The sequence below is a fragment of the Polyangium sp. 15x6 genome, assembly GCF_029960785.1.
GTDB lineage: Bacteria > Myxococcota_A > Polyangia > Polyangiales > Polyangiaceae > Polyangium.
In genome coordinates this window covers 26,620-38,724 of sequence record NZ_JASBQE010000009.1, presented here as the reverse complement: position 1 = coordinate 38,724, position 12,105 = coordinate 26,620, and the positions used below count along the sequence as shown (strand labels likewise).

The 12,105-nt window shown below is 68.6% G+C and carries 9 protein-coding genes; 6 read left to right on the top strand and 3 right to left on the bottom strand.

Annotation, left to right across the window (positions count from 1 at the left end):
• The first annotated feature begins 153 nt into the window (after positions 1-153).
• The 3 genes from QHF83_RS09325 to QHF83_RS09315 all read left to right on the top strand — a co-directional run bounded on the left by QHF83_RS09325 (position 154) and on the right by QHF83_RS09315 (position 4,759).
• A complete protein-coding gene (locus QHF83_RS09325; RefSeq protein ID WP_282417420.1) occupies positions 154-1,839 on the top strand; it encodes a chromosome condensation regulator RCC1 in 1,686 nt (561 codons plus the stop codon).
• Positions 1,836-3,290, top strand: coding sequence for a hypothetical protein (locus QHF83_RS09320; protein WP_282417419.1), 1,455 nt, complete (start codon positions 1,836-1,838; stop codon positions 3,288-3,290). The genes QHF83_RS09325 and QHF83_RS09320 overlap by 4 nt, the downstream gene beginning before the upstream one ends.
• A 116-nt stretch (positions 3,291-3,406) precedes the next feature.
• A complete protein-coding gene (locus tag QHF83_RS09315) occupies positions 3,407-4,759 on the top strand; it encodes a di-heme oxidoredictase family protein (RefSeq protein WP_282417418.1) in 1,353 nt (450 codons plus the stop codon).
• A 4-nt stretch (positions 4,760-4,763) separates the two neighbouring features.
• Here QHF83_RS09315 and QHF83_RS09310 read toward each other — a convergent pair whose 3' ends face one another.
• Both QHF83_RS09310 and QHF83_RS09305 read right to left on the bottom strand, forming a co-directional pair.
• On the bottom strand, positions 4,764-5,375 hold the full coding sequence (locus tag QHF83_RS09310) for a hypothetical protein (protein ID WP_282417417.1): 612 nt from the start codon (positions 5,373-5,375) through the stop codon (positions 4,764-4,766).
• Entirely contained in the window at positions 5,372-7,597 is a 2,226-nt protein-coding gene (locus tag QHF83_RS09305; protein WP_282417416.1) for a hypothetical protein, read from the bottom strand. The genes QHF83_RS09310 and QHF83_RS09305 overlap by 4 nt, the downstream gene beginning before the upstream one ends.
• Positions 7,598-7,735: 138 nt before the next feature.
• On the opposite strand from QHF83_RS09305, the gene QHF83_RS09300 reads away from it, so the two are divergent.
• The 3 genes from QHF83_RS09300 to QHF83_RS09290 all read left to right on the top strand — a co-directional run bounded on the left by QHF83_RS09300 (position 7,736) and on the right by QHF83_RS09290 (position 10,866).
• Positions 7,736-8,776, top strand: coding sequence for a M28 family peptidase (locus tag QHF83_RS09300; protein WP_282417415.1), 1,041 nt, complete (start codon positions 7,736-7,738; stop codon positions 8,774-8,776).
• A gap of 11 nt (positions 8,777-8,787) precedes the next feature.
• A complete protein-coding gene (locus QHF83_RS09295; RefSeq protein ID WP_282417414.1) occupies positions 8,788-9,729 on the top strand; it encodes a PAS domain-containing protein in 942 nt (313 codons plus the stop codon).
• Positions 9,730-9,915: 186 nt separating this feature from the next.
• Complete coding sequence (locus tag QHF83_RS09290; RefSeq protein ID WP_282417413.1) at positions 9,916-10,866, top strand: PAS domain-containing protein; 951 nt, start codon at positions 9,916-9,918, stop codon at positions 10,864-10,866.
• Here the strand turns inward: QHF83_RS09290 and QHF83_RS09285 are convergent.
• Positions 10,856-12,049: an oxygenase MpaB family protein gene (locus QHF83_RS09285; protein ID WP_282417412.1), complete on the bottom strand. Its 1,194-nt coding sequence runs from the start codon at positions 12,047-12,049 to the stop codon at positions 10,856-10,858. The genes QHF83_RS09290 and QHF83_RS09285 overlap by 11 nt on opposite strands.
• Between the last annotated feature and the right edge of the window lie 56 nt (positions 12,050-12,105).

The following is a 12,105-nucleotide window of genomic DNA, read 5'->3' as shown; positions in this document are numbered from 1 at the left end:
CTGCGGAACGGGACGGCGTCACGCGCATGTCACGCATCCCACCACATTCCAGCACCTCGTTCGCCGAATAAACTGAAAACGATTTTCATTGTCATTTGTGGAAGGCGGGGTAAAGTCCGTTCGGCCGACCTGGGAAAGAATGGACGCAGTTCGATGAAAAGAACGATCTTCTGGCCGTGGGCGCTGGCCCCGGCTCTCGTGGTGTGCGCGGGCGCGGGTTGCACCGACGAAGGCGAAGTAATGCCCGGCTCCGGGGGGAACACCGGCGCGTCGACCACGACCTCCGGCAGCGGAGGCCAAGGCGGCTCGGGGGCATCGGGTGGATCGGCCGCGTCCGCCAGCGGCGGCACGGGGAATACCGGCGGCGAAGGCGGCGGCGGCTCGGGTGGCACCGGCGGAATGGGTGGCACCGGCGGGTCCGGCGGCGCGGGCGGCTCGGGCGGAGAAGGAGGCGCATCGTCCGACCTGACGCCGCCCGTCGTGACCCTCGGAGGAATCGGCAACGGCGCGCTGCTCCGTACGGCTCGTATTCTCGTCTCCGTGCACGCCGAGGATTCCGGCGGCCTGGCAAAGGTCGAATTCACGTTGAACGGCGCCCCCGTGACGGCGCTCCCCGTGAGCAGCGGCGCGCCGATGTTCGATGGATTCGTCGACGCGCGGCCGACACGCGGGAAAAACACGCTCGTCGTCGCGGCCGAGGACCTCGCCGGCCATCGCACGGAGGTGCCCCTCGACCTGACGTTCGAGCGAAGGGCCGGCGCCGGAGGGTCTCACACGGGCGCAATCGCGTCCGGGAAGGTCGCCGTGTGGGGCCGCAACAACCTCGGGCAGCTCGGCCTCGGCGTCGGAGACACGACGTCGCGCCTCGAACCCATGCTCGTGCCGGGGATCGAGGAAATCACCGCCCTCGATTTCCGCCAGAATCAATCGCTGGCGCTCCGCAAGGACGGCGCCCTGTTCGTCTGGGGAAACAACGCCGACGGCCGGCTCGGCCTCGCCGCCCCAGGAATGAGCGACGTGGACAAACGCGAGGTCCCCACACAGAACACGAACCTCTCCGGTGTCCTCGCGGCGACGTTCGGGTACGATCACACGCTCGTCTTGCTCGAGGATGGAACGGTCCGCGCCTTCGGCGACAATGCTTCGGGACAGCTCGGCGACGGCACGACCGAGGACCGCCATTCCCCCGTGACGGTCGCGGGGCTCGACGACATCATCCAGATCCTCGGCGGCTCCAAGCATTCTCTCGCGCTGCGGCGCGATGGCACCGTGTGGGCGTGGGGCAGGAATCAATTCGGCAACCTCGGCCAGGGGACCGCGGATACCGACCCTCACCCGACGCCCGTCCAGGTCCCGGGAGTGGCCGACGTCGTGCACCTCGCCTCGGGGCGGGATCACGTGCTTGCGCTGCGCTCCGATGGGACGATCGTCGCGTGGGGGCTCAACCAGAGCGGTCAGATTGGCAATGGAATGAGCGGCGCCGACGCGGATGTTCATTCACCCACCGGCGTCGTGGGATTGGCCGACGCGGCGGCCGTCTTCGCCGACGGAAACTTCAGCTTCGCCATCCGGACGAATGGAAGCGCGGTCGGCTGGGGGCAGAACTTCAATGGGCAGCTCGGCATCGGCGGCGATGACACCGTCGATCGAAGCGCGCCGGACGCGCCGCTCGCGCTGCCTGCGGTGCTCGACATCGAACCTGGGGCGACTCACGTGATCGGCACGGCGCCGGACGGCGCGGTCTTCACGTGGGGATGGAGCACGAATGGAAGCCTCGGGCGGCCGAACCTGCTCAACAACTGGGCTTATCCGACGCCGGGGCTCGTGACGCTCCCATGAGGCTCCGCGCGCTCGCCATTCTGGTGCTCGCCGGGTGCGTGGTCGCCGCGTGCTCCGGCGACGGGCCGCCGGCCTCGGAATCGACGACCGCCGGCTCGGGGGGCTCGGGGGGCATGGCCCCGGGCGCCGGAGGAGGCGGGGCCGGCTCGGGCGGTGAAGGCGGCGGCTCGATCCCCGCGCCCGACGCCACGCTCACGCTCACGAGCCCCCCGCCCGGTATGGCATTCGAGCGCCATTTCGTGGACGTGGACGTCGCGTTTTCCGTACCGGAAGGAGGAGCCACCCTCCGGCTCCAGCGCGGCGAACAGCTCCTCGACGAGCGACCCATCGACGCATCGACGACCACCGGAGCAGCAAGGCTGCGGCTCCCTCTTTCTCGGGGCGTGAATCCATTCGTCGTGACGCTCGTTTTGCCGTCGGGGCACGCCACCGATGCGGAGGGTCACCTCTATGGCGGACGCCCCGTGGCCGCCTCCCTCGACACGATGTATGCCGTTCGCGACGGGTCGATCGTGCAATGGGGCGGCGGCGACCCGATTCCCGCCAAGAGGGAAGCCCCGGCTGGGGTCGTCTCCGTGGCCGAAGGCGGAGGCTCGCTCTTCGTGCTGGATGCCGAGGGACACGTCTTCGCGGCGACCGCGGACCAGCCGTCCTTCGCGCCGGTGGCCGGGCTCGACGACATCACGGCCCTCGCGCCCGGCGCAGGACATACCTTGTTCCTGCGCGCGGATGGTCGCGTCTTCGCCGCTGGGCTCAATGGCCGCGGGCAGCTCGGCGTCGGCGATACGGAGAGCCACGTTGGAATCGTCGAAGTGCCCACCACGGACGAAATCGTCGCCATCGCCGCCTCGGACGACGCGTCGTTCGCCGTCGACACGAATGGCCTCGTTCATGCGTGGGGCTCGAACGACGAGGGCCAGCTCGGAATCGGCGACGAGGACATTTCACCTCACCCCTCGCCGCTCATCGTGCCGAATCTCGTCGACGTCGTCGACGTGGCCGCCGGCCGGGACCATGTCCTTGCCATGACCACGAGCGGCAACGTGTATGCATGGGGCCTCGGCTCGAGCGGGCAAATCGGGGATGGCTCGGCCGGCATTCTCGCTGTGAGGCCGCAGCCCGTTCCCCTCGTCTTGCCCGACCGCGTGATCGCGCTCGGCGCCCGGGGAAATACGAGTTACGCGGTGCTCACGAGCGGCGCTCTCCTCGGCTGGGGTCAAAATAGCCTCGCGCAGCTCGGCGTGGGCGACACCCATTTGCGGACCAAGCCAACGCCGTGCCTGGTGGGCGCCGTGCGCGCGCTCTCCGCGGGCCTCACCGGCGCGCTCGTCGTGGACGGCGCCGGCGGCCTCCAGGCGTGGGGCTCGAATGCAAGCGGACAGCTCGCGCTCCCGCTGCCCCCGGAAGGCCCCGAACGATCGAGTGTCCCCGTCGGAGTGCCCTGGCCGTGAGGCTTCGGAGAGCACTTTGGGCCGCGATTCCCCTCGGATTCGCGTGCTCCGATCCAAACCTCGAACCGAGCCCCGGCGGAACCGGCGGCTCTTCTTCGAGTGCCGGCGGCGCGGGCATGTCGAGCAGCAGCTCGAGCTCCGGCACGGCGGGCGCGGGCGGAGCCACGCCGGCGATGTTCGAACCTGGCGAAGAGCGGCCCGGCGGCGACACGACCCTCGAGACGCGCGACGAAAAGAGTTTTTCGCGACCCGCCGCGAACCTCTCCTTGGAGCGCCTCGGGACATTCGAGGCCGGGCTCGCGCTCTTCGACGTCGCGTGGACGGTCGGAGGCGAAATCGACCGTGACGGCCTGGGTCCGACGTACGTCGGCACCTCCTGCCGGAGCTGTCATTTCCGGGGCGGCCGCGGCGCGCCTCCGCCTCCTGGCCAGCCGATGACGTCGATGCTCGTGCGGCTGTCGATTCCTTCGGAGGACGGCGCCACGTTCGTCCCCGATCCCCGCTACGGCGATCAGATCCAGAACAAGGCCATTCCTGGGGTCACGCCGGAGGGGTGGTTTTCCGTCGACCATGCCCCGAAACCCGGCTCGTATGCGGATGGCACATCGTACGAGCTGCTGGAGCCGACGTACACGGCGCGCGATCTTGCATTCGGCCCGCTCGCCGCGGACACCCGCATTTCACCACGCGTGGCTCAGCCCATGATCGGGCTCGGCCTCCTCGCCGCCGTCCGCGACGAGGACATCGAGGCGCTGGCCGATCCCGACGATGCCAATGGGGACGGCATTCGCGGCCGCAGAAATCATGTATCCATCGACAACACGCTCATGCCCGGGCGATTCGGGTGGAAAGCAAACGAGGTGGACCTCGCGCGACAAACCGCCGGTGCCTTCCTCGGGGACATCGGCATCACCTCTCCCCTGCGCCCGACCGACAATTGCCCGCCCATTCAGGTAGATTGCGCCGCGGCCGCAGGCACGACGCTGGACATCGACCCGGCTCGCTTCGACGCGATCATCGTCTTTTCTCACCTCATCGCCGTGCCCCACCGCCCGGACGCGGCCGACCCCGAGGTTCTCCTGGGAAAGGCCCTGTTCTCGCAGACACGATGCAATGCGTGCCATACGCCATCGTTCGTCACCGGCCCGCTCGCGGGTTTTCCCGAGGTCGAGGGCCAGCGGATCTACCCGTACACCGATCTCCTCATTCACGACATGGGCCCGGGGCTCGCCGACGATCGCCCCGACCACGAGGCCGGGGGCCGCGATTTCCGGACGGCCCCGCTCTGGGGCGTCGGCATGACGAGCCTGATTTCCGGACACACGCGGCTGCTGCACGATGGGCGCGCCCGGAGCATCGAGGAAGCCATCCTCTGGCACGGCGGCGAGGCCGAAGCCTCGCGCGAGGCATTCCGCGCGCTCTCCGCGTCGGAGCGGGCCGCCCTCCTTCGATTCGTCGATTCGCTTTGATCGGCTAACGCACGTAAATCGTCGGCCCTTCTTCCCACCGCAGCCACGACTCCGAGAGCATGAGGAACGTCGACGCCGACGTCATCCCCTTGTAGCCAAATTCCACGCCGATCCATTCGAACACCCGGCGATCCCCGGTCCGCACCGGGAACACGACCTCGCCGCCCTGGGGGAACGGGACGAACTCGTCGGTTCCCACGGGATCGAGCTTGATCGACACCCCTTCGTGATTGCCGCCCAGCATCGCGATCTGCCCGATCGACCCGGTGCACCGGATCCGCACCCATTCCCGGATATGGTGCAGCCGACAGCCACCCGGTATCGACCCCGGCGAAAACGACATCTCCACGCCCAGCACGTCCCAGTCGGCATCCTTCGGCCGCGGCGACTTGTCCGCCGAAATCGCGAGCGTCTGCTTCGGCGGCGCGGCCGGCGCCGCTTCCGCGTCCCCACCGTCGCCCCCCTCCTCCGTCCCCGCATCGTCCAGCACCGCCACGCTCCCGAGCGGCGCCTCTTGCGCGGGCGGCGCATCCTCTGCGCTCGCCCACCCCGCGAACAGCGCGCCCCCTGCGAATGCGAGCGCCACGAACCCGATCGTGCCCTTCTTCGTCCTCATAACGTCCTCAGGAACGCCACGAGCGCCGCGCGCTCCGGCTTGGTGAGCTGGTTCGTGTTCCCCATGCGATCGTCGTTCCGCTCGATGAGCTCCTCCAGCGTCGAAAAACGCCCATCATGTGCATACGGCGCCGTCCCCCCGACGAACCGCAGCGACGGCGTCTTGAACTCGAGCTCCGGATCCGCTTCGAAGCTCTCCGGCGGCGGCAGCTTCGAATACACGGGATACGGCGCGCGATCGCTGTAATCCATCTCGGGCACGTGGCATCCCGCGCATTTCGTCTCCACGCGCAGAAACACCTCCTGCCCCTTCTTCTCCTCGTCCGAGAGCTCCCGCGCCTTGCGCGGCGGCGGCACGAGCCCGAGCCGCAAGAACGCCCGCAACGCCATCGCCCGCTCGGTCAGCTCCTTCCGATCGTGCCCGTACGGCAGATCGCCCCATCGATGCAGCAAGAACCCGTTCGTCAGCCGGTGCGTCAGATGCGGGCTCTCCGCGTGCCACCCGTACGGCCCCTCGTACACCACGCGCCCCGCGAGCATCGGCGTTTGTCGGGCAAAACCTCCGCCCGTCCCCTTCTCCACATCCCACCCGGGCATGTTCGCCGCCCCCGCGAAGAAATTCGGCCCCTGCCCGACGGCCGCGCGCTCGTGCCAGACGTGCCCATCGTCTCGCCCCTCCGGATGGCAGCCCGCGCAGCCCATTCCCCCGCTCGTCACCTCGTCGGTCCCGTTATAATAAAGCTTCCGCCCGAGCGCCGCCTGCGCGGGGAGCGGCTCCTCCCCGAGCCGCATCAACTGGTTCTTCCTCGAATCGAAGAACGCGATCTCCAACGAATGCGTGGCCCGGCAGAACACGTACGCCGACTTCTCGTCCGCGGCGAGCGCGATCCCGCTCGGCGCGCCGCAGCCGGTCGCCACCTTGTAATTCGAATCCGGATTCTTCCGTAGTTCGACGTTCCCCGCGATGAACAGCGTCGGATCGATCGGCCCCGCGTGAAGCACCGACAGCTCGTCCGTCCCCTCCGACGCCACGAGCAGCGTATCCGTGCTCTTCTTGTACACGATCGCGCGCGGCTGCACGAACGGGTTTGGCGCGGTACGCGGCCCCTCGCCGCCCGTCTCCGGATCCTCCACCATCCCGGTCACGTCGGGCGTCGTCGTCTTCGGCCCGGCGAGGCGCGTCGGCGCGAGCGGCGTGTCGTCCGTCGTGAGCAGCACGTCGACCGCCGACACCCCCATCCAGACCTGCGGCCCCATTCCGCCGAGCGCGTGCCGCGCCACGTAGAGTTTCTTCCCATCCGGCGACAGCACCGCCGAATACGCGAGCGACGCATTCGACGTCGCCCCCACCGGCGTCCGCAAAGGCGACGCCGGCAGCTTGATCCGCTTGACCGACGCCGCCTCCCCGTCGATCCCATCGATCCGCGTGAGATCCGTGCCCACGAGGTGCGTCACGTAAACCGCTTTTCCGCTCGGGTGCGCCACCACCGCGCGCGGCTCACGCGCCACATCCACGGAAAAACGCACCTTCCCCGTCGCGAGGTCCACCCCCGACACCTTGTGCGTCCAGGCGCTCGTCACGATCGCCGTCGATTCATCGGGCGTCACGGCCACGCCCCACGCGTCCTCGGGCAATTCGACCCGCGACTCGACCACGAGCCCCTTTTCGGCGTCCTTTCGCATCACGAGCAAAAGCCCCGGCCCCGTCGCCGATGGCACCGTCTTCGGCTTCTCGTATTTCTCCGGCCCCTTTGCTTTCACGACCGCCGGCGCCGCGCTCGCCGACGCCGTGGGCGCGGGCGCCGCGCTCGCCGCGCGCTCCTCGGGCGAAAGGTCCGTGCCCGGCGCGATCGCCCCTTCACTCCGGATCGTCACGAGCACCCGATCCGCGAGCGCGAGCACCTGGGCCGGCTGACCGGGCACCTTCACGGTCTGCGCCGATTTCTCCACATCCACCGGCATCGCGATCACGTGCACCACGCCCCGATCCTCGTCGGCCACGTAAAGCGCGTCATTCATGGGCGAACGCGCGATCGTGCTTCCCTCCCGCGCCACCGCCTTCGGCTTTTCTTTCGGCGCCGCCGGCGCCTCGGCCGCGCCCTTCGCCGTCGCGCTCGTCGCCTCCGCCGGGCCCGGCGTGGGCCCCGCGGGCGCCTCGCCACCCCCCTTGCATGCAACGAATGCCGCTGCGACTGCGATCGGATAGCCCCATGAAAAACGCATCGTCCCTGTCTCTCCCGGCTCGCGTGTCCCCTACCTTCGCCGCGGCGCCGAGCAACGCTCGGACCTCGGCCCCTCGTCCCGGATCACGCAAGAGCGCGCATCTTACCTCGGTCCACGCGCCGTGATAAGGTGCTCCTCATGACCACGGGGATGCGAAAGCTCGTCGAAGAGCTCTGTTCTCCGGCATGCGCCGGTCGCAAACCAGGCACGAAGGGCGGCGACGCCGCGCGTGCCGCCGTCGTATCCGCGCTACGCCAGGCCGGCCTCGATCCGCACGAGCAGCCCGTCCCGGGCCTGCGCGGCGCCAACGTCATCGCGGTCCTCCCCGGCGACATTGAGCGATACGTCCTCGTCGGCGCCCATTTCGACCACCTCGGCGAGCTCGCCGGCAAGGTCTACTGGGGCGCCGACGACAACGCCGCCGCCGTCGGCATCCTCCTCGAAGTCGCCCGCGCCCTCGCAGCGAAACGCCCGGCCGGCCGCGGCGTCATCCTCGCCGCCTTCGACGGCGAGGAGCCCCCGCATTTCACGCAGAACACGATGGGCTCGGTGTTTTTCGCGAAACACCCCCCCGTCCCGCTCGACCGCATCGACATGATGATCGCCATGGACCTCGTCGGCCACACCTTCGGCCCCGCGGGCGTCCCCGACGAGGTCGGAGCGTCCCTCTTCGCCCTCGGCGCCGAGCGCAGCGAGGGGACGGCGGCCCACGTCGACACCATCGCGACGAGCGAGCCCGGCGTGCGCATCCGCCGCGCCGACGCCGAGATCATCCCGCCCCTCTCCGATTACCTCGCCTTCTGGCAGCGCAGCGTCCCTTTCTTGTTCCTCACCTCGGGCCGCTCCCGCCATTACCACATGCCGACCGATACGGTCGACAAGCTCGACTGGCCCAAGATGATCGCGACGGCCCGCTGGCTCGAGCGATTCGTGCGTGAGACCTGCGCGCGGCCCCCGGGCCCCATTCCTTTCCTGCGCCACGGACGGGACGACGCCGCGACGCTTCGCTCCCTCGTCACGATCACGACCGCGCTCGAACCCGTCTCCGCCGAAGCGAGCGGCGCCCGCGAGATCGCCGAGGAGCTGCTCGCTCAATGCGACGAGCGCGGCGCCTTGCCGGAGCCGCTCCGGAGCCACGCATCGATGCTCGTCGGCATGCTCGAATCGAAGCTCGCCTGAGGTCCGCCGCGATGGATCACGCCGCCCGCATGCGCCGCATCGCCGACACGCTCTCGCGCCTCGTGGACGAAGAGGTGCCCGCGCTCATCGACACCATCGACGACGGCCCGCTCGGCGACATCGAACGCGAGGTCAATCGCACCATCACGAGCTTCGCCGTCCGCCTCGAAGAGCGCCGTATCTTCCGCATCGGCCCCGTCGTCGTCTTTCGCTGGCGCGCCGAACCCGACTGGCCCGTCGAGTATGTCTCGCCAAACGTCCTCGAACTGACGGGTTATCCCGCCGAAGAATTCCTCTCCTTCACGCGGACCTACTCCGGCCTCATCCTCCCCGAGGACGTCCCGCGCGTCACCGAGGAGCTCCGGGCCTTCGAGGCGAGCCGCGCCGAATGGTTCACCCAGTCCCCTTATCGCATCCGTCGGCGCGACGGCCGGACGATCTGGGTCTCCGACCACGCGGTCATCCACCGCGACCCGTGGACGCGGGAGATCACGCATTATTTCGGCTTTATCTTCGACAGCACCGCGCACATCGAGCAATCCATCCGGCTCCAGCAGAACGAGCTCGTCCTCCGCAAGCTCGCGAACCCGGTCCTCCACGTATGGGACGGCGTCCTCGCGATGCCCGTCATCGGCGCCCTCGACGAGACCCGCGCCGCGCAGATGACCGACACCCTGCTTCAGTCGATCACACACGGCGGAATCAAGGTCAGCGTCATCGACCTGACGGGCCTCGACGACGTCGACGCGGCCACGCTCGAACATATCGTGCGAATGGTTCACGCCGCCGAGCTCCTCGGGAGCCATTGCCTCGTCTCGGGCATTTCGCCCCGGGTCGCCGCGGCCATCGTATCGCTCGGCCTCGACGTCACGAAACTACACACCTTCGCCACGCTGAGCGCCGCGCTCGGCCACGCCCTCCGGCAACGGAATCTCCGCCGCGGCAGCCGGTAGAAGAGCGCACAGCGCAGAATTCCCATTGCGCCACACCGAAGGCTACGAATTCCGTCATCATCCGAATTCGAAACGTTCGTGGTCCCCGTGAACCCCTTGTCGACGGGAACGCGGCTCGGGTAAACTGGACGGGTTTTCATTGGGGGGATAAGCTTCGGGGGGTGCTCGAAAGCCGAAGGAACCCCCATGGATCAAGCCGAGAGACTGCGTCGAATCTCCACGACCCTGGCACGCCTCGCGAACGAAGAGCTGCCTGACTTCATCGAGGATATCGACGATGGCCCTCTCGGCGACCTCGAACGGAACCTCAATCGCGCCATCGGCAACCTGAGCACGCGCCTGGAGGAGCGCCTCCTCTTCTCCGTGGGCCCGGTCGTGGTCTTTCGCTGGCGCGCCACGGAGGGCTGGCCCGTCGAGTACGTCTCCCCGAACGTGTTCGATCTGACGGGGTATCCGACCGAGGATTACCTCCTGGACAAGCTGAAATACTCCGACCTCGTCTACCCGGAAGACCTCGGCCGCGTCGGCGAGGAGGTCAGCACGAACAGCGCGAGCGGCGTCGAATGGTTCGCCCACGAGCCCTACCGCATCAAGCGCCGCGACGGACAGACGATCTGGATCGCCGATTATACCGTCATCCGGCGCGACCGGGCGAGCGGCCAGATCACCCATTATTTCGGCTACATCTTCGACACCACCGACCGCATCGAGCAATCCCTCGTGCTCGAGCGCAACGAGCGGACCCTGAGGCAGCTCAAGAGCCCGCTCTTGCATGTATGGGACGGCGTCCTCGCGATGCCCGTGCTCGGCGCCGTCGACGAGGCGCGCGCCTCGTCCATGACGGACGCGCTCCTCGCCGAGATCACCCGCAGCCGCGTCCGCGTCACCGTCCTCGATCTGACGGGCCTCGAAGACGTCGACGCGGCCACGCTGGAGCACCTCATGCGCATGGTCCGCGCCGTCACGCTCCTCGGCAGCCATTGCCTCGTCTCGGGCATTTCCCCGCGCGTGGCCTCGATCATCGTCTCGCTGGGAATCGACGTGGCGAAACTCTCCACGTTCGCCACGCTGAGCGCCGCGCTCGGATACGCCCTCGCACAGGCGGGGCGCCGCCGCCCCGGCCGCCTCAACGCGTGAACGACTCGACCGCCTTGTACTCCGCGCGCCGCTTCCCGAGGTGCGTATCGAGCCATTGCCGCGTGCGCCACCGCGCGAACCTGTCCGCCCACGTGTCGACCACGTCCACGTGCCTGCGCACGGTCTCCAGCGCGAACACGAGCGGGAACTGCGCGATCGGGTGAAACCTCCAGATCCCCGGATCCGGCAATCCGAAAATGCGGAACGCCTGCGGGGACAGGAAAAACTTCGTGTACCCGAGCTCGAGGTGATATTCGAGCCGCTTGCGCAAAACCACGAGCGGCGGATCGCCCTCGCGCGGCGCATACGATTGCACGTACGAGCGCGCCAGATCCACGCCGTCCTCGCCGGCCTTCTTTGCGCCCTTGTTGAGCGCGGTGAACAGGAGGCGCACGCCGTCCTCGTACGTCGTCGGATACCATCGGGGCTGCACACCCATCAAATGGCCCACGTACCGCCAGAAGTGCATGAGCGCCTCGATCTCGTCGCGGCTCGTGCGATAGCCGAGCTTCTTCAGCGCGAGCGCGCCCACGCTGCCGGCCATCAGCGTGATCAGCGCATCCCCCTGGCTGATCGGCACGCCCCAGGCGTCGAGGTCCCACCCCGGATGACGCAGGAGCCGCTTTCGCACGAACACGTGCATCAGCCGCACGCGCAGCGCCGTCTTCCTGCCCAGCCCGCCCGGCCGCAGGGCCCCCGGCTCCGAGATGTCGATCCAGAACGCGGCCGTCTCCAGAAACCGCCGATGCGCCGACTCCCCGGTATACGCGCCGGTGAACGCGAGCGGCTTCGCGACCGAGCTCTCCTGGTACCCGTCGAGCGTCACCGCGCCCGCGAAGCTGAACATGTGCGTCCCATAGCGCCGCCATACACGCGCGCCGTGCTCGACCTTGTCCCAATCGAGCCACGAAGGCGGCGTCTCCACCTCGGCGAAGAGCGCCTGCAGCGACGCCGGCGCGTCCGGGATCGACGCCACGCCCGATTCGAGGGCGCGATCCACGAGCTTGCGCCCGGCCCCTTGCCCTTGCGCGAGGTAGACCTCCTCGACGAAAGCCTCGGCCACGGGATCCGCGTCGTAATAGCAGTGCGCGAACGTCCGCACGAGCTCATCGGGCAGCACGGGATCGAAGCCGACCAGCTTCCCGAACTGCTTGCGACGCTTCTGCGTCCGAGCGTCGTTCATGTTGTCCCAGTAGCGGAACTCCGTCGGAATCCGATCCACCGACCCCGACCTGAAAA